Origin of the sequence: Streptomyces sp. NPDC014995, assembly GCF_043080745.1 — a bacterium.
Classification (GTDB): Bacteria; Actinomycetota; Actinomycetes; order Streptomycetales; family Streptomycetaceae; genus Streptomyces.
The window spans coordinates 130947-147941 of sequence record NZ_JBIBVX010000014.1 but is presented as its reverse complement, the minus strand read 5'-3'; the positions used below and the strand labels follow the sequence as shown (position 1 = coordinate 147941).

17 protein-coding genes are annotated in these 16995 nt (G+C 72.0%); 6 read left to right on the top strand and 11 right to left on the bottom strand.

All coding sequences use genetic code 11. The annotated features are described in order from the left end of the window. The first annotated feature begins 126 nt into the window (after nt 1-126). Entirely contained in the window at nt 127-267 is a 141-nt protein-coding gene (locus ACF1A1_RS27285) for a hypothetical protein (RefSeq protein WP_392003540.1), read from the top strand. 13 nt (nt 268-280) lie between these two features. Here the strand turns inward: ACF1A1_RS27285 and ACF1A1_RS27280 are convergent, their stop codons facing one another. Continuing rightward, nucleotides 281-1651, bottom strand: a complete 1371-nt coding sequence (locus ACF1A1_RS27280; protein WP_392003539.1) for a glycoside hydrolase family 43 protein — start codon at nt 1649-1651, stop codon at nt 281-283. 192 nt (nt 1652-1843) lie between these two features. Here ACF1A1_RS27280 and ACF1A1_RS27275 point away from each other — a divergent pair, with 192 nt between their 5' ends. Then, nucleotides 1844-2260, top strand: a complete 417-nt coding sequence (locus tag ACF1A1_RS27275) for an ankyrin repeat domain-containing protein (RefSeq protein WP_392003538.1) — start codon at nt 1844-1846, stop codon at nt 2258-2260. A 7-nt stretch (nt 2261-2267) separates the two neighbouring features. Here ACF1A1_RS27275 and ACF1A1_RS27270 read toward each other — a convergent pair whose 3' ends face one another. The 8 genes from ACF1A1_RS27270 to ACF1A1_RS27235 all read right to left on the bottom strand — a co-directional run bounded on the left by ACF1A1_RS27270 (nt 2268) and on the right by ACF1A1_RS27235 (nt 9791). After that, complete coding sequence (locus ACF1A1_RS27270; RefSeq protein ID WP_392003536.1) at nt 2268-2849, bottom strand: ATP/GTP-binding protein; 582 nt, start codon at nt 2847-2849, stop codon at nt 2268-2270. Further along, nucleotides 2836-3192 carry a DUF742 domain-containing protein gene (locus ACF1A1_RS27265; protein WP_392003535.1) on the bottom strand — a complete coding sequence of 119 codons (357 nt, stop codon included), beginning with the start codon at nt 3190-3192 and terminating at the stop codon, nt 2836-2838. Before ACF1A1_RS27265 ends, ACF1A1_RS27270 begins: the two co-directional genes overlap by 14 nt. 1 nt (nt 3193) lies before the next feature. After that, nucleotides 3194-3628, bottom strand: coding sequence for a roadblock/LC7 domain-containing protein (locus tag ACF1A1_RS27260; RefSeq protein ID WP_392003534.1), 435 nt, complete (start codon nt 3626-3628; stop codon nt 3194-3196). Between the two features lie 11 nt (nt 3629-3639). After that, nucleotides 3640-6378, bottom strand: a complete 2739-nt coding sequence (locus ACF1A1_RS27255; protein ID WP_392003533.1) for a nitrate- and nitrite sensing domain-containing protein — start codon at nt 6376-6378, stop codon at nt 3640-3642. Nucleotides 6379-6436: 58 nt separating this feature from the next. Then, entirely contained in the window at nt 6437-7450 is a 1014-nt protein-coding gene (locus ACF1A1_RS27250) for a substrate-binding domain-containing protein (protein ID WP_392003531.1), read from the bottom strand. 273 nt (nt 7451-7723) lie between these two features. Beyond that, entirely contained in the window at nt 7724-8515 is a 792-nt protein-coding gene (locus tag ACF1A1_RS27245; protein WP_392003530.1) for an SAM-dependent methyltransferase, read from the bottom strand. 188 nt (nt 8516-8703) lie between these two features. Continuing rightward, on the bottom strand, nt 8704-9126 hold the full coding sequence (locus ACF1A1_RS27240; RefSeq protein ID WP_392003529.1) for a DUF6114 domain-containing protein: 423 nt from the start codon (nt 9124-9126) through the stop codon (nt 8704-8706). After that, on the bottom strand, nt 9123-9791 hold the full coding sequence (locus ACF1A1_RS27235) for a DUF6230 family protein (RefSeq protein ID WP_392003528.1): 669 nt from the start codon (nt 9789-9791) through the stop codon (nt 9123-9125). The genes ACF1A1_RS27240 and ACF1A1_RS27235 overlap by 4 nt, the downstream gene beginning before the upstream one ends. 662 nt (nt 9792-10453) lie before the next feature. On the opposite strand from ACF1A1_RS27235, the gene ACF1A1_RS27230 reads away from it, so the two are divergent. Continuing rightward, nucleotides 10454-11092: a Tat pathway signal sequence domain protein gene (locus ACF1A1_RS27230; protein ID WP_392003527.1), complete on the top strand. Its 639-nt coding sequence runs from the start codon at nt 10454-10456 to the stop codon at nt 11090-11092. Between the two features lie 12 nt (nt 11093-11104). Here ACF1A1_RS27230 and ACF1A1_RS27225 read toward each other — a convergent pair whose 3' ends face one another. Next, nucleotides 11105-12055: a lytic polysaccharide monooxygenase gene (locus ACF1A1_RS27225; RefSeq protein ID WP_392003526.1), complete on the bottom strand. Its 951-nt coding sequence runs from the start codon at nt 12053-12055 to the stop codon at nt 11105-11107. Nucleotides 12056-12421: 366 nt separating this feature from the next. Here ACF1A1_RS27225 and ACF1A1_RS27220 point away from each other — a divergent pair, with 366 nt between their 5' ends. Further along, nucleotides 12422-14230: a S8 family serine peptidase gene (locus ACF1A1_RS27220; protein WP_392003525.1), complete on the top strand. Its 1809-nt coding sequence runs from the start codon at nt 12422-12424 to the stop codon at nt 14228-14230. 90 nt (nt 14231-14320) lie between these two features. On the opposite strand, the gene ACF1A1_RS27215 is transcribed toward ACF1A1_RS27220, so the two are convergent. Further along, nucleotides 14321-14968: a ScbR family autoregulator-binding transcription factor gene (locus tag ACF1A1_RS27215; RefSeq protein ID WP_392003524.1), complete on the bottom strand. Its 648-nt coding sequence runs from the start codon at nt 14966-14968 to the stop codon at nt 14321-14323. Nucleotides 14969-15149: 181 nt separating this feature from the next. On the opposite strand from ACF1A1_RS27215, the gene ACF1A1_RS27210 reads away from it, so the two are divergent. Then, nucleotides 15150-16052: a ScbA/BarX family gamma-butyrolactone biosynthesis protein gene (locus ACF1A1_RS27210; RefSeq protein WP_392003523.1), complete on the top strand. Its 903-nt coding sequence runs from the start codon at nt 15150-15152 to the stop codon at nt 16050-16052. Between the two features lie 70 nt (nt 16053-16122). Then, complete coding sequence (locus ACF1A1_RS27205) at nt 16123-16773, top strand: ScbR family autoregulator-binding transcription factor (RefSeq protein WP_392003522.1); 651 nt, start codon at nt 16123-16125, stop codon at nt 16771-16773. Nucleotides 16774-16995: the final 222 nt, after the last annotated feature.

Here is a 16995-nt window from a genome sequence, read left to right as displayed (position 1 = left end):
CCGGGCCCGGTCCGCGGCTCGTGCGCGGCCACGCCGACGGCGCGGGCGCCCGCCCGCCGGACCCTGCGCGCGGCGGACGCCTACGCCACCGTCCTGGCCCGCGAACGCGTCACCGCCGTACGGGCCTTGTGCCCGCACCCCGTACCGCCGCCGGTCCCCGCCCTCACCGTGGCGGAGTCCGCCCCCCTTGGCGGCATCGACGACCGCCCGCTGACGGGGGACGTGACGGCGGCCGCCGGACCGCTGCCCGCCCTCATGGAGCTGTGAGGGGAAACCCGGCTCAGTAGCCGACGTGGAACGTGGCGTCCTGCCGCTCGGTGGCCGTGGAGACGGGGTCGATGCGCAGGACGTAGTTCGAGTGCCGGATGTAGCGGGTCGGGTTGTTGTACGACCGGAACGACGACCAGCTCGCGTCCGCCAGCCCCGCCGTACGGTAGAAGGTCGCGTCCGCCGCGAACGTCGACGTGCCGTCGTTGACGTCCAGCCGGAGCTGGTAGCTGTAGTGGCGCAGGTAGCGGGTCGGGTAGTTCACCGACTGGAAGGACACCCCCGAGCTGTCCGCGAGGCCCGGCACCAGCCTCCACTGGGAGTCGGTGTACGGGTCGACGGGGTAGGTGTCGATGCGGCCGACGTAGTCGGCGTGGCGGACGTAACGGGCCGGGTAGTTGTACGACTTGAGCCGGTTCCAGGTCGGGAGGCCCCACTTCGCGACGAGGTTGTCGTACACGGTCGAGGTGATCGGCTGGATGCCGCAGTGCTTGGAGTTGAGCGGCTGGGTGTAGAGGCGCTGGTCGAGCGCCGTCCAGGTGCCGGCCGCGAGGTCGGTGCTCTGCCAGGCGTAGAAGACGCCGTTGGGGGTGTAGGTGTCTCCCCAGAGGTACCACTGGTTGCCGGTCAGGGACTTCACCACCGTCGGCGCCTCGGTGCCGCCGTGCGCGACCGGGGTGCTGAAGGGGGTGAAACTGCCCGGGGCGAGGCTGGTGGATCTCGCGCCGACCAGGGTCTGGTCCCTCTTGAAGTAGAGGTAGTTGACCCCGTTGACGCCCACCGTCAGGTTGCCGTCGATCACGTCGTAGCCGGGGTCGAAGAAGACCTGCGGAGCGGAGGCGGTGACGAAGTCGGTGGTGTAGTTCACCATGATCACGTTGTGGCCGCTGGCGTTGACCGACGAGTAGAGGATGCCGTACTGGCCGCGGCCCGCGTCCCAGAACGCCTCCGGCGCCCAGCTGTGGGTGGTCATGTCGTGCAGCTTGAGCCGGTGGTAGCCGGTGAAGGTGCGCAGGTCGGCGGAGTTCCAGACGTGGATGTACTGGCTGTTGTAGTTCCAGTCGGTGCCCTTGAGGTCGGTGGCGAGCACCACGAACGTGCCGTCCTGCTTGCGCAGGATGAACGGGTCGCGCAGGCCGCCGGCGCCTTCGGTGGGCGTGACGACCGGGTTGTTCTGGTTCAGCGGCGTCCAGCGCAGTCCGTCCGTGCTGACGGCCAGGTGGAGGCCGTAGTCGGTGCCCGCGCCCAGGTTGGTCGACTCGGTGAAGTAGCCCATCACGTACGCCGAGTCGGCCGCGTGGGCGGACGGGGTGCCGAGAGTCAGCGACAGGGGGACGGCGGCGGCCGCGCCGAGGAACAGGCGGCGGGAGGGGGTCGGGGTCATGCGCTCTCCACGGGGGTGCGGGATGCGATGTTCGCGATCTCGAACGAGGTTCGGTGAATCGGTCAGAAGGTAGGGGCGTGAGGGGAACAGGTCAATCACTGGGACACGCTTGGCGGTTTCCCGCCGTCCGACTGTGTACGGCCCATGAAGAAATCCGGCGGTCCCGCCGGCGAACGGGGCTACTGTCCGACCGTGAACAGACGACGGCGGAAGAAACTGACGAGGCGTCTCGTCGAGGCGGCGCTGCTCGAGGACGGCGCCCGGGTCGACGCGCTGCTGCGGGCCGGGGCCGACCCGGCGGCGGGGGACGGTGACGGCACCACACCCCTGTACGTGGCCTCGGTCCAGGGAGCCGCCGGGATCGCGCGGCGGCTGCTCGCGGCCGGTGCCCCGCCCGACGCCGAGAGCGCCGGGCCCGGTTCGGAGGGCACACCCCTGTGCGCCGCCGCCTGCTGGGGCCACACCGAGACGGTCCGCACCCTCCTCGCCCACGGCGCCGACCCCGGCCTCCGCGAGGACCACGGCACCGGGTGGACGCCGCTGGAGTGGGCGATCGCGGGACCGCACCCGCGGACGGCCGCCGTGCTGCGCGCCGCGGGAGCGCGCTGACGGTGTCTCAGGGGGCGACCTGCGCGATCAGCCGGTCGATCAGCGCGACCAGTACGTCCCGGCACGACTCCCGCTCCCGCGCGTCGCACAGCAGCACGGGAACGTCCGCCGGCAGCGCCAGCGACTCCCTGATCTCCTCCGCCGGATAAGGGTGCTCCCCGTGGAAGCCGTTGACCGCGACCACGAAGGGGATGCCCCGGCGCTCGAAGAAGTCGATCGCGGCGAAGCTGGACTCCGGCCTGCGCACGTCGACCAGCACCACCGCCCCGAGGGCGCCGACGGCCAGGTCGTTCCACATGAACCAGAACCGCTGCTGGCCCGGGGTGCCGAAGAGGTACAGCACCAGGTCGTCGCCGATGGTGATGCGTCCGAAGTCGAGGGCCACGGTGGTGGACCGCTTCTCCTCGATGCCCCTCAGGTCGTCGACGCCCAGCCCGGCGACGGTCAGCGGCTCCTCCGTGCGCAGCGGCGCGATCTCACTGACCGACCCGACCAGGGTGGTCTTGCCGACGCCGAAGCCGCCGGCGACGAGGATCTTCACCGTGTCGGGTGCCGCGACCGTCGCGGCGGTGGCATCAGATGCGGCCAAGGCCGTCCCTCACTTTCTGCAGCAGCTCCAGGTCCGGGTTACCGGCGACGGGATGCGGCGGCCGGGCCGTGATCAGGCCCGCCTCCAGCAGATCGCAGAGCATGATGACGACAACGCTCACCGGCAGGTCCAGACGGGCCGCGACCTCCGCCACGGCGACCGGCCGGGCGCACAGCCGCAGGATCCGGACGTGCTCCGGCTGCGGCCGTACGGCCCGCTCGGGCGGCGGGTCCACCGCGGTCACCGTCGTGATGAGCGCGAAGTCGGCGCGGCTGGGTCTGGTCCGCCCACCGGTGAGCGTGAAGGGCCGGACGAGCCGGCCCGCTTCGTCGCCTCCGCTCACCTCACCCGCCGTGGGTGCGCACGGCGGGACCCACACCGGTCCGCGGCGCCGCGCTGAGGTGCTCGCCGATCTTCTTCACCAGCATGTTCATCTGGTACGCCACCACGCCGACGTCCGCCTTCGAGGCGGCCAGCACGACGAGATGGGCCCCCGGGCCGGCCGAGGTGAGGATCAGGTAGCTGTGGGCCATCTCGATGAGCGCCTGGCGCACCGGGCCGCCGCGGAAGTCCATGCTGACGCCCTTGCTGAGGCTCATCAGGCCGGACGCGGTCGCCGCCAGCCGTTCGGCGTCCTCGCGCGGGAACCCGGTGGACTTGCTGACCACCAGCCCGTCCTCGGAGAGCACGACGGCCTGGTGGACGTCGGCGACCCGGTCCACGAGACCGGTGAGCAACTGGTCGAGCTGGGTGTTCGTGGCGGGGGCGGAGTGTGTCATGGCGGTGTCCTTCATGAGCGGTCGGCGGGAGGGGTCGGGGTCTGGGGGGCGTCCGCGGCGGTGACCGGCGCGGCGGCGGTCTCCTCGGGGCCGGACGGCGGCACGTCGGCGTCGTCGCGGGCCCGCAATGTGCCGCGCTGGAAACCGGCGAGGGAGGAGGCCGCGCGCTCCGCGGTGAAGTCGTCGTCGGGGAAACCGTCCTCCCCGGCGGACCCGGGGTCCTCGCGCAGCTCGGTGGCGAGGCTGGTCTGCGGGACCCGGCGGGGCAGCGGGGCGAGGCCGTCGGGGCGGGCGGCCGCCGCCGTCCGGGCCGCCGCCGTCACCCCGCGCGCCCGGACACCCGCACCGGCCGGCTCGTCCGGCCCGGAGGCGGACGCACCGGCCGCGGGGGAGGACGCCGTGTCCGCGGCGGAGCACGCCGTGTCCGCGGGCGGCGGCGTATCGGCGGGCGTCGACGCGCCGTCCGCGGCGGCCGGTGAGGTGGTGCGTGCCGCGACCGGCGTACCGGCCGCCGGATCCGGCGTACCGCCCGCACGGGCATCCGGGTCGGGTGCCCGGTCCGGCCCACGGGCGTCCGGGGCGGCCGAGCCGTGGGACCGTCCGGGCGTACCGCTGTCCGGGTCGGCCGAGTCGTCCGCCCGGCCCGACGTGCCGTCGGGGACGACCGAGTCCCGCGCCGGGTCGGCCGTACGGTCCCGCCCGGCCGGCGAGTCGGGTGCCGGGCCGGACGTGGCGCGTGCCGGCGGGGGCTCCGGCGCGGCGGATCCGGTGGTCCCCGGCGCGCGGGGGACCCCGGCCTCCGGGGCGTCGGAGCCAGGGACCTCGCGGACCACGATGTCGTGCGGCACCAGCACGATCGCGACGGTCCCGCCGTACGGCGAGGAGCGCAGGGTCACGCCGATGCCGTGCCGGGTGGCCAGCCGGGCGATCACGAACATGCCCAGCCGCAGGTCGTCGGCGAGCGCCACCACGTCGAACTGCGGGTGCACCGCCAACTGGGCGTTGAACGAGGCGTAGTCCTCCTCGGACATCCCGAGGCCGCGGTCCTCGACCTCGATCACCAGGCCCTTGGCCACCAGCGAGGCCCGCACCCCGACCGGGCTCGGCGCCGGCGAGTAGGAGGTCGCGTTGTCGATGAGCTCGGCCAGCAGATGGATCACGTCCGCCACGGCCGGCGGGGCGATGGACACCTCCTCCTCGGTGTGCACCTCCACCCGCCGGTACTCGGCGACCTCGCCGATGGCGCTGCGCAGGATGTCGATCAGCGCGACCGGCTCCGACCAGCTGCGTCCGGGCCGGCCGCCGCTGATGATGACGAGGTTCTCCTCGTAGCGGCGCAACTGGCTCGCCGTGGAGTCCAGTTCGTACAGGCCCTGGAGGACCTCCGGGTCCTGGTGCCGGCGCTCCAGCGCGTCGAGCTTGCTGAGCTGGAGGTTGACCAGGTTCTGGCTCTGCCGGGCGATGCCCAGGATGACCTTCTGGAAACCGCGCCGGGTGTCGGCGAGTTCGACAGCGGTGTGCACGGCGGTGCGCTGCGCCGTGTTGAACGCCTTGGCCACCTGCCCGAGTTCGTCGCCGCCGTAGTCCAGCGGCGGGGCCGCCGCGTCCACGTCGACGGTCTCTCCCCGCTCCAGCCGGGCCACCACGTCCGGCAGCCGTTCGTGTGCCAGGCTCAGCGTGGCCCTGCGCAGTCCGCTCAGCCGCCGCAGCAGCGAGCGGGTGATCCGCCAGGACATGCCGACGCACAGCAGCAGGGCGACGAGGCCGCCGGTGCTCAGGGACGCGGCCTTGATCAGCAGCCCGCGCGACTCGTCCGCGCTGCGCTGGAGCAGCGCCGCCGTCTGCTGCCGGATCAGCTCCGAGTACTGGTCGGAGACCTTGATGAGCGCGGCGCGCCACTCCGCCTGCACGTCCGGGAGGCGGACGTCGCCGTTCTTCCGCTGGTTCGCCCGGGCCGCGAGCACCTTGTCCTCGACGCCCTCCAGGGTCTGCCATTCGGGGCTCTGGAGGATCTTCTCGGTCTGCGACTTGGTGTCACCGTCGAGCGAGGGGACGATCTGGTCCTGCACGAGCCAGCGGCGCGCGTGCACCGTCTCCGCGAACGTGGCCCACTCCTTCGCGTTCATGTGCCGCTCGGGCCCGGCCAGCGTCAGGTACAGGTCCTCCTCGGAGACCAGTTCGGCGGCGTGCTCCAGGGCGACGAGCGGGCCGGCCTGCGAGGCCAGGTCGCCGTCGTCGACCTGGGACAGCTCCTGGAAGGCGTGGATCTGGTCGTCGATGATCGAGGTGTACTGGTCCAGCGCCTGTGCCGCGGTGATGTCGGTGGGGTCGTCCACCTGGCCCCGGTAGTACTCCAGGCTGCCCACGGAGGCGATGACCGAGTACAGCCGGTCCCGGACGCGTTCGGGCGCCTGCTGGATGTCGTCGGCCCGGGCGACCAGCCGGGCGACCGCCGCGTCCGTCTTCTCGCGCTGTTCCTCCAGCGGGGCCCGGGTGCCGTCGGGTGTGGCCAGCCACACGGCCGACAGGCTGCGCTCCTGCTGCAACGCGAGCGTCGCCTCGGTGCCCATGGCACCGGTCGACCGGCTCAGTTCGGTCTGCGCGCGCAGCCGCAGGCCCTCCGAGAACATCTGGATCGTCGTCACACCCCACATGGCGGCGAGGGTGACGACGGGCACCAGCGCCAGGAGGATGAGGGAGAGACGTATGGAGCCGAGACGGCGGCGCCGGGCACCTGTCCGTGCAGACATGGTCGTCCTAGGGCGATCAGCGGGGAGCGGGAAGTGGGTTCGGGGAGGATCGGGGAGGTCAGCGGGTTCCGTCGGCGACGAAGCGCGCGACATCGGCGACGTTGGCCTTCGTGACGAAGGCCGGGCCCGTCAGGACGGGTGCCACCCCGCCGCCGCTGATGTTGCCGTTGGTTCTGTACAGCCAGAGCGCGTCCACGGCGAGGTAGCCCTGGAGATACGGCTGCTGGTCGACCGCGAACCGTACACGGCCGTCGCGGATGGCCCCGACCACGTCCTCGTTGAGGTCGAACGTGGCGACCTCGGTCCTGCCGCCCGTCGTGTCGGCCGCCTTCACCGCGGCGAGCGCGAACTGCGCGCCGTTGGTGATGACCTCGTCGATGCCGGGCTCCTGCCGGAGGCGGGCCGTCACGGCGGTGGTCACCGCGTCCATGTCGGTTCCGTCGACGTAGAGCATCTCCGTCTCGCCGGCGAACGTCTTCTTCACGCCCGCGCAGCGCGCCTCCAGGGCGATGTTCCCCCGTTCGTGGATGACGCACAGGGCGTGCCGCGCGCCGAGGGCGTCGAGTCTGTCGCCGACGGCGCGGCCGGCGACGCTCTCGTCCTGTCCGAAGTGCTCCAGGGCTCCCGTGGCACGCCACGCGGCGATACCGGAGTTGAGCCCGACCACGGGTATGCCGGCCGCCCTGGCCTCGGCCACCGGGCTCTTCATCGCCTGCGGCTTGGCCAGGGTGACGGCGATGCCGTCGACCTTGTCACGGACCGCCTCCCGCACCAGCTCGGCCTGTCCGGCGGAGCCGGCGTCGCTCGCGTAGGTCAGGTCGACACCGTCCTTGGCGGCCGCCGCCTCGGCGCCCCTGCGCACCAACTCCCAGAAGGCGTCGCCCTTCCCGCCGTGGGTGACCAGGGTGATCCTCATCCGGTCGCCCGGCCGGCCCGCCGCTTTCGCGTCCGAGCCGGACGGGGCGGCGCCGGAGCAGCCGGTGAGGAGCAGGAAGCAGGCCGCCAGCGGGGCGGCGAGACGTGCGGATCCGACGGAACGGCGGGAACGGGGAGCGGGGAGGGGAGTGTTCACGGGAGGCTGCACCTCGCTGTGCGGCAGAGCAGGAGGACGTGGCGAGTGCCGCCGGAGCGACGGGGGGTGCACCGGCGAGAGGCATCGCTGGCTCGGAGCCAACCGTGTGTGACCGTTGGTAGTCAAGTGGCAACGACGTGGGGTGAGGTGCTGCCGCCGCATCGTGATGTGGAACGGCGCCGACAGGGCCGGAAAACGGACGAAGACGCAGGTGAATTGAATGATCGTCAATCCGTCCGGGTGTGCCGGCCACCGATCCGCACCGCCCCGGGGTCAGGGCTTGCGCGCCACCGCCCCGTACATGGCGATGTCCTCGTCCCGCACCACCCGGGTGCCGGTGCCGTCGGGGCGCCACCGGTGGACCTGGACGATGCCCGGGTCGACGAGGTCGAGGCCGGTGAAGAACTCCGCCGCCTCCGCGTGGGTGCGCAGCCGCATCGGCATGCCGCGGGCCGCGTACTCCCGGGCCACCCGGCCGACCTCCTCGGGCGCGAAGTCCGCGGTGCCGATGGACATCGCCAGGTGACTGCCCGACGGCAGCGGGTCGAGGAGACGGCGGACGATGCCGACGGCGTCGTGCTCGTCGAGCAGGAAGTGGACGATCGCGATGACGGTCAGGGCGACGGGGCGGCCCGGATCCAGCGTCGTACGGAACGCCGGGGCCGCCAGGATGCCCGCCGGGTCGCGCATGTCCGCCTCCAGGTAGGCGGTGCGGCCTTCGGGCGTGCCGGTCAGCCGGTCCCGGGAGAGGGCGAGGACCAGCGGGTCGTTGTCGACGTACACCACCCGGGCGTCGGGGGCCTCCGCCTGGACGGTCTCGTGCAGGCTGGGCGAGGTGGGGATGCCGCTGCCGATGTCGAGGAACTGGCGTATCCCCGCCTCCCGGGCGAGGTGGCGTGCCGCGCGGTGCATGAAGTCGCGGTTGGCCCGCATGTGCACGGGCAGCGCGGGCCACTCCCGGCACATCGCGTCCCCGGCCTCACGGTCCGCCGGGAAGTGGTCCTCGCCGCCGATGATGTAGTCGTAGATCCGCGCCGAGTGCGCGGTCCCGGTGTCGATGTCCATGCGGTCCAACCTCCCACTGCGAACGGGTGGTTGAAGCGCGAAGCGGATTTTCTTCACCCTCGCCGCCCTCGCCGCCCTCGGTGCGGGGGATCCGCATGGGCCCCTCGCGGGGCGGGCGTCAGGGCCGGGTACGACCGCGGTCGGCGGATCGTCCCGGCCCCGTGGGCCCGGCCGCGCCAGGGGCGCGCTCAGGCGGGCTCCCCCGCCTTCGACAGCAGCGGCTCCGCGTCCGTGTGCGCCTCCTCGCGCCGCCGTCGGCGGCTCCGGCGCGGCTCCTGGTCGGGGAGCCAGCCGAAGGTCAGGCAGCTGCCCACGACTCCGAGGAGCAGACCGACGAGGAAGCCCCCGAGGTTCGAGGTGAGCCACGTGCCCAGGGAGAGCAGGACGCCGATGATCGAGTAGAAGAGGCGCTGCGACGGGTTGAACAGGATCAGCAGACCGATCAGCAGCATCAGGGTCGGCAGGAGGTAGCCGGCCAGGCCCTGCATGCCGATGTGCAGGATGACCGGCAGCGGCGCCTTCATGGTGAGGAGGATCTCGGCGCCGCCCAGGACCAGCAGCAGCCCGCCCGGGAAGGGCCGTTGCCCCCGCCACGCGCGGAAGCGGTTCACTGCGGGCAACCCTTGCCCCCGAACCTCATGTGGAGGTCGGGCAGCTTGAAGACGGCCGCGGTGGCGGCGTAGTTGTGCTGGTACAGGTCGGTGATGACGACCTTGTCCGCCTGCTGGCCGTAGACGCCCGGCTGGCCCCGCGTGCCGACCTTGTCGAAGGTGCTGGCGTCGCGGCCGATCTCGATGTTGTTGAACGAGGCGTTGCCCGTGATCTCGTCGGAGTCGATGGCCAGGTTCTCCACGCCCACCTTGGTGCCCTTGTCGCCCGCGGTGAGCACGAGCTGGACACCGCCGAGGTCGACGCTCTGGCAGAGGTTGGTGAGCTTGCCGGACTTCACCACGGAGGTGACGACGAGGACCTGACCGCCGGTGTCGCCCTGGTTGGGGCTGTTCTCGATCATGTGGTCCAGCGACCCGAACTGCGCGAAGCCATCGCCTTCGAGCTTGTCGGCGGTGACCACGAACGGCATTCCGGAGATCGCGAACTGCACGCCCAGCGCTCCCTGGGCGGTGAGGACCGCGAGTCCCGCGGCGACGAAGGTCGCGGGCACCGCCATCACGGCGGCCCGGCGCAACCGAACCCGGCCGCGTCGGTCTGCGGAACCGCTTTCCGGGCTCTCGGGGGTGTTCTCGGCGGACGACGTGACGTCCGAGGACGAGGCCATGTCTGCTCCCAGGGGCATAGTCATGCGGGTTGGGCTTCAGCGGCACGTTGTCCTGGCGCGGACAGCGGCTGCCGCGTACGCCTCCTCGCGACTCCCGGAAATCGCAAGGGCTTTCTCGTTACGCGGCAGTAGCCAATTCGGAAGTTACCGATGGTTACACCCAAGGGTCAAGGGAGATGTGGAAAAAGGGTGGTCGTTGTGTGCCGCCTGTGATCCATTCGGTTTCCGCCGCCCGCCGCATATATCTGCGAAGTCCACCAACTTCCTTACGACCGCTTGACGCTGACTGAGCATCAGGTCTACAACTCTCGTGGCCCAGCCCGGATCCGTGGCGCCGGATCCGCCGCGCGGCGACAGTTCTCCGCGCTCCCGGACCCGTCCGGCCGTCGCCGACCGACGGCCGGGCCTCCCACCAGTACGGGCACGCCCGCCCGGGCATCCAGCACGGGCCGTCACGCGCCCCGAGTCCGACCCCTTCACGGCGCCGCCACGGCCGCTTCCCCCTGCCGGCCGCGTCCGACGCCACTTCCGCTGCCGGTCCGTCACGTACGGAGAAGGCGTCACGGGCCGGCATCGGCGGACATCGAGCCACGTCCTGCTGCTCCCCCCACGTTCCACCAACTCCCCCGCAACACCCCCCACTTCAGAAATGAGGCACCCGCATGCGCATCCGCTCGCTCCTCGCCACCGCCGGTACCGTCGCCGCCCTCTCGCTGACGGCGGTGACGCCGGCCTCCGCCGCCGACCCCGCGGTCCTCGGCACCGCCAACGGCGACGTCGCGGTCGGTGACGTCCTCACCGCGTCCCTGGCCTCCGGCACCTCCGCCACCTTCTACTCCAGCGCCACCGGCACCAGTGGTGTCTCGTGTGCGTCGTCCAGCTTCTCGGCCACCGTCACCGACAACCCCATCGCGCCCGGCACCGCCACCGAGTCGCTCACCGACCAGACCTTCACCAACTGCACCTCGAACGTCGTCGGTGTGCTCGGCGTCACCAGCATCACGGTCAACAACCTGCCGTACACCGCGGCCGTCTCCTCCGGCGGAACCATCACCGTCTCGCCGCCCGCCGGCTCCACCATCCGCACGACGGTCGTGCTGCGCACCCTGCTGGGCAGCGTCAGCTGCGTCTACGAGGGGGCCGCTCTGTCCGGCACGGCGAGCAACACGGACAACAGCATCGCCTTCGCCAACCAGCAGTTCACCAAGGTGTCCGGCTCGTCGCTCTGCTTCGCCAACGCCTACTTCACCGCCAAGTACGCTCCGGTGACCTCCGCGGGAGCGGCCGTCATCGTCAACTGACCGCCGTCGAGTTCAGCGCCGTCGCAGGCGCAGGACCAGGGCGGCGCCGCCGGTGAGCACCAGCACCGCCGCGGCGCCGCCCGCCAGCACGGGCGCGGACGGCCCGGAGCCGGCCCCGGTGGTGGACGCCACCGGGGTACCGGCGGGTGCGACCGCGGTGGCCGAGGAGGGCGCGGCGGCCGCCGGAGCCACCTCGGCCGGGGTGGGAACGGCCGACACCGAAGGGCTGCCGGACGGCCGCTTGGGCGCCGCGGCGGCCGAGGAGGCCGCGGAGGCCCGGGAGGCCGACGGCGAGGGCGCCTTCGACGCCCCCTCCGGGAACACCACGTCGGAGCACGAGTAGTACGTGTCCGGTGTACCGCTGTTCTGCCAGACCGTGTACAGCACCTGGCGCCCCGTCCGGTCCGCGGGCAGCTTCGCCGTGAAGCGGTAGGCGCCATTCGCCGGCGCCGGGTCCCTGACCTCGGCGAACGGCCGCGTCGGCAGATCGTCCCAAGTCAGCGGCTGCGAGGGGTCGTAGCCCTGTTTCGTCAGGTACAGCTTGAACGTGCCGGTGTGCGGGATCGTCGTGACGTACGTCATCCGCAGCGTCCCGCCCGGCGTCAGCCGGGTCGACGGCCAGTCGGAGCGGGCGAGGTCGAGACCCCGGTAGGAGGACAGGCCGCCGCTGCACAACTGCCCGTCCGCAATGGTCTGCCGGTCGCGGCCGTTCACGTTCGCCACGCGCAGGTTGTCCCAGGCGGTGAAGGGGCCGCCGTTGGCCGCGACGGCGGCCCGGCAGGCCGTGGAACGGGACGGCGCGCCGCCGTCGGGGGAGCAGGCGTACACCCGGCTGACCGGATCCGTGGGCGCGCCGTGCGCCCGCGCGGGTCCCGCGGCCCACAGGCCCAGCAGGAGCGGACCCAGGGCGGTGATCGCGGTGGTCGCCAGGGCTGCGGTGCGGTGTGCGGTGGTGCGGGGCATCGGGGACGTCTCCTCGGCCGGCGCGGGAACGGTCTTCGTGCAGTACGGACAACCGGTCCGGCGCGTTCAGTACCCCCATGCACCGGACGTCACGGGAGCAAACCGGGGCATTGGCCGTCCGGTCTGCGCCGTCGAGGGTGGGTTTCCGGCCGGATCGAGGGCGGATCGAGGGTTTCCCCTGTATCCGAACACCTGATCCTTTGCCTATCGTTCCGACACAGCCGACCCACAGGTAACCCCTCCGTGGTCGGCACCACGCCCGGCCGGCCATCGCGTTGCTCCTCGATTCACCCCCCGCCGCTTCGACGACGAAGCGAATCGACCGCGGCTCCGCCCAGCCCGGAGCCGGCCACGAAAGGCATGCCCTTGCGCACGTCACCCGCCCTCAGACGGAAGCTGATATCCGCCGCCGCGGTCTCCGCGGCACTCCTCACCGCCGCCTCGACCGCCTCGGTCGCCGTCGCCCAGGACGGCGCGCCGCAGGCCGCCGCCGTCCCGGCCGCCCAGGCCGAGGCCGCGCCCGGCACCCCGGCCGAGCGCCTGATCGTGGGCTACAAGTCCGGCGCCGAAGAGGCGAAGTCGAACCCGGCCGCCGAGGCCGACGCCGCCGCCAAGGGCAAGGAGGCCGGCGAGGACGTCGACTTCCAGCGCCGCCTGGGCACCGGCGCCGCCCTGGTCGACCTGGGCGAGGACCTCACCCGCACCGATGTCGCCGACGTCGTGGCCCGCTACCAGGCCGACCCGCAGGTCGCCTACGTCGTCCCGGACCGCCTGAACACGCCGAAGGCCGACCCGAACGACACCGAGTACAGCAAGCAGTGGGACCTGTTCGAGGCCACCGCCGGCATGAACGTGCCCGGGGCCTGGAACACCACCACCGGCACCGGCGTCACCGTCGCCGTCATCGACACCGGTTACGTCGCCCACTCCGACCTCGCCGCGAACATCGTCGGCGGCTACGACTTCATCGCCGACACCGCCGTCGCGGTCGACGGCAACGGCCGCGACAGCAACCCGGCCGACCCGGGCGACTGGTACAACGCGGGCGAGTGCGGCGCCGGCATCCCGGCCTCCAACTCCTCCTGGCACGGCACCCACGTGGCCGGCACCATCGCCGCCGTCACCAACAACGGCAAGGGCGTCGCGGGCGTCGCCTACGGCGCGAAGATCTCCCCGGTCCGCGTGCTCGGCAAGTGCGGCGGCTACGACTCCGACATCATCGACGCCATCACCTGGGCGTCCGGCGGCACCGTCTCCGGCGTGCCCGCCAACTCCAACGTCGCCAAGGTCATCAACATGAGCCTCGGCGGCGACGGCGCCTGCACCTCGGCGACCCAGAGCGCGATCAACGCGGCCGTCAACCGCGGCACCACGGTCGTCGTGGCCGCGGGCAACGAGAACGACAACGTGGCAAACCACTCGCCGGGCAACTGCAACAACGTCATCTCGGTCGCCGCGACCAACCGCACCGGCGCCAAGGCGTCGTACTCCAACTACGGTTCTCTCGTGGACATCTCGGCGCCCGGCGGCCAGACCAGCACCGGCACCGCGAACGGCATCCTGTCCACGCTCAACTCCGGCACCAAGACGCCGTCGACCGAGAACTACGCCTACTACCAGGGCACCAGCATGGCCACCCCGCACATCGCGGGCCTGGCCGCGCTGATGAAGTCGGCGAACTCCGCGCTGACCCCGGCGCAGATCGAGTCGGCCATCAAGTCCAACGCCCGTGCCCTGCCCGGCGCCTGCTCCGGCGGCTGCGGCGCGGGTCTGGCGGACGCCACCAAGACGGTGCAGGCGGTGAGCGGCTCCGGCGGCTCCACGGGGGGCACCACCTTCACGAACACCACCGCCGTGTCCATCCCGGACAACGGCTCGGCGATCGAGTCCTCCATCGCGGTCAGCGGCCGCACCGGCAACGCCCCCTCGACCCTCCAGGTCGGCGTGGACATCACCCACACCTACCGCGGTGACCTGGTGATCGACCTGGTGGCGCCGGACGGTTCGACGTACCGCCTGAAGTCCTCCAGCACCTCGGACTCCGCGGACAACGTCATCACCACCTACACGGTGAACGCCTCCGGCGAGGTCGCCAACGGCACCTGGAAGCTGCGCGTCCAGGACGTGGCCGCGCAGGACACGGGCCGGCTCAACAACTGGAAGCTGACCTTCTGAGAAAGCCCTGACCCCTGAGGGAGTCGTGGCCGCGCGAACGGGCGGGCCGGCCGGTGTGGATGGACACCGGCCGGCCCGCCGCACGTCGTCCTAGGACGCCGCACGCTCCAGTGAGGCCAGCACCCGCTCGCCCCGGTCGGCCCGGGCGTCGAGGCCGGGCAGCAGACCGGGCACCGCGACGCTCGGCAGGATGTGCGCCCACATCACCGACAGCCGCTCGGCGAGGTCCGCGCGGTCGGTCAGCGCCCGCGACATCAACTGGATGCCGGTGAAGGCGCCCACCAGCAGCTCCACCGTCTCCCGCGGCTTCACCGTGGGCAGCAACTCCCCCCGGTCCCGGGCCAGTTCCATGAGCCCGGTCAGCCGCTGCGCCCACTGCCGGAACGGCTCCCCGTGATCGACGCCGGACGGCGTCTCCTGGTCCACCGCCAGCCGCACACTGCCCCGCAACAGGTCGTTGCTCAGCAGCCGATGGCCCACCACGAACGTCATGTCGACGATCTCCTGGAGCTTGCACGGCTGCGGCGGCACCGCGCCGAAGGGCACCTGCTCGTCGAGCACCGCCTGGGCGAGCGACTCCTTCGACGGGAAGTGGAAGTACAGGGCGCCCTTGGTGACTTCGGCGCGCTCCAGGACCATGGCGATGGTGGTGGACGTGTAGCCGTGCTCGTCGAAGACGGCGCCGGCCGCTTCCAGGATCGCCCTGCGCGTCCTGATCGCGCGCTCCTGTTTCGCCATAAGAGCCCCTTCACGGCACCGAGTTGGGCGATGTCCCCGCGATCGTCAGCGGGTTCGGCCCGATCATAGGATGCCGTCGACTGATCTCATTGAAAACAAACCGGTCGCCTCGTACTCTAGCGCTCACCGGAGCGGGCGGTTCGCCGTCTGCCGTGGCCTTCGGGGGACCGTAGGGAGAGACATGACTCGACCGCGGCAGCTTGCCGATGCGCCGTCCCTGACGGCGACCGTGCCACGCCAACTCGTCCATCGCGCCGCGGTCGCGGAGACCCTCCTCACCGGGTGGCGGCGCACCGGCACCGACCGCTTCTCGGTCTCCGCCCAGTGGCCCCGGGCGCACGGGTTACACGTGTCGTCGGACTGGTCCGCGTACGACCCGCTGCTCGTCGTCGAGACGATCCGGCAGAGCGGCACGCTGATCACCCACACCGAGTACGACGTGCCCCTGGACCACCAGTTCGTGCTCCAGGAGTTCCAGGTCGACACCGTCGCGGAGCGGCTGGACGTGGGCCCGCTGCCGGCCGAGCCGGAGGTCGAACTCGTCTTCACCGACGTCCAGTACCGCGGCCGCCGGCCCGCCGCCGCCCGCTACACCGCGCGTGTCCTGCGCGACGGCGAACGCGTCGCGACCGCCGACGTCGCCTTCACCTGCGTCAGCGGACCCGTCTACCGCAGGCTGCGGGGCGGACGCACCCCGGACACGGTGACCGCCGTCCCCGTCCCGCCCGGCCTGTCCGCCGCCGACGTCGACCGTGCCCTGCCCTCCGACGTCGTGCTCGCCGCCACCGAACTCCCCGCGCGCTGGCAGTTGAGAGTAAATACCGCACACCCCGTTTTCTTCGACCATCCCCTCGACCACGTCCCCGGCATGCTCCTGCTGGAGGCCGCGCGCCAGGCGGCCCGGCTGAGAGCCGGCGGCGGACGGGTGCCGATGGCCTACCACGCGCACTTCCACCGGTACGCCGAACTGGACGAACCCATCTGGATCGAGGCGAAGGGAGGTCACGGGACCGACGTCCAAGTCCGGGGAGCCCAAGGGGAGTCGACTGTCTTCGAGTGCCTGGTCGGGACCGCGCGGCCGTGAGCTATTGTGGACGCCGGGTAAGAAACAAACGGCACGACCCGTTCTTTACCGGCCTGGGAGAGTCCAGTCGATGGCGAGGCAGTTACGCGCCGAACACACCCGCGCGACGATCATTACGGCTGCGGCCGACCTGTTCGACCGGCACGGCTACGAGTCGACCAGCCTCAGTGACATCGTCGAGCACGCGCGGGTCACCAAGGGCGCCCTCTACTTCCACTTCGCGGCCAAGGAGGACCTGGCCCACGCGATCATGGAGTTGCAGTCCCAGGCCTGGCGCCGGGTCGCCGGCGAGATCGACGACCGGGGCTACCCCTCCCTCGAAGCCCTGATGCGCCTCACCTTCGGCATCGCCCGGCTGTCGGTCGAGGGCCCCATAGCCCGCGCGGGCCTGCGGCTCGCCACCGGCGGGGTCCCGGTCCGGTCGCCCGTGCCGCACCCCTTCACGGAGTGGCTGGACCTGGTGTCCCGGCGGCTGGTGGGCGCGGTCAGGGAGGCCGACATCCATCCGGACGTCGACGTGGACGCGGTCGCCCACTCCCTGGTCTGCTTCTTCGTCGGCACCCGCGTGGTGGGCCGCTCCCGCGAACCGAACGCCCGCCTCCCGCGCCGCATGGCCGAGATGTGGCACGTCCTGATCCGCGGACTGGTCCCGGTACCGCGCCGACCCCGCTATCTGAGCCTCGCGGCCCGGCTGGAGCGGGAGGTCATGGCGGCGGTGTGACGCGCGCGCCCTGCGGGGGAGCCGCCTGAGGGCCCGTTCGGGAGGCCCGTTCGGAGGGCCCGCTCGGAGGGTCCGCTGGGGTGCCTGTCGGGGAGCCTCGTGACCCAGTCCCGCAATGGAGTTCCTTGGGAGGAGCGCCCGTTGGGGGAGTCTCGTGGCGGAGCCCGCCGGGAGTCGCCGTCCGCGAGTGCCGGAGTCGGAGTCGACGGGCGCTGCGCGCCG

Bases quoted from the DNA above. Each gene is read 5' to 3' on its own strand.
- ACF1A1_RS27255 (WP_392003533.1), bottom strand. From the start codon at position 6,378: ATGTCTGCACGGACAGGTGCCCGGCGCCGCCGTCTCGGCTCCATACGT.
- ACF1A1_RS27280 (WP_392003539.1), bottom strand. From the start codon at position 1,651: ATGACCCCGACCCCCTCCCGCCGCCTGTTCCTCGGCGCGGCCGCCGCC.
- ACF1A1_RS27225 (WP_392003526.1), bottom strand. From the start codon at position 12,055: ATGCCCCGCACCACCGCACACCGCACCGCAGCCCTGGCGACCACCGCG.
- ACF1A1_RS27235 (WP_392003528.1), bottom strand. From the start codon at position 9,791: ATGGCCTCGTCCTCGGACGTCACGTCGTCCGCCGAGAACACCCCCGAG.
- ACF1A1_RS27210 (WP_392003523.1), top strand. From the start codon at position 15,150: ATGACTCGACCGCGGCAGCTTGCCGATGCGCCGTCCCTGACGGCGACC.
- ACF1A1_RS27260 (WP_392003534.1), bottom strand. From the start codon at position 3,628: ATGACACACTCCGCCCCCGCCACGAACACCCAGCTCGACCAGTTGCTC.
- ACF1A1_RS27230 (WP_392003527.1), top strand. From the start codon at position 10,454: ATGCGCATCCGCTCGCTCCTCGCCACCGCCGGTACCGTCGCCGCCCTC.
- ACF1A1_RS27205 (WP_392003522.1), top strand. From the start codon at position 16,123: ATGGCGAGGCAGTTACGCGCCGAACACACCCGCGCGACGATCATTACG.
- ACF1A1_RS27215 (WP_392003524.1), bottom strand. From the start codon at position 14,968: ATGGCGAAACAGGAGCGCGCGATCAGGACGCGCAGGGCGATCCTGGAA.
- ACF1A1_RS27245 (WP_392003530.1), bottom strand. From the start codon at position 8,515: ATGGACATCGACACCGGGACCGCGCACTCGGCGCGGATCTACGACTAC.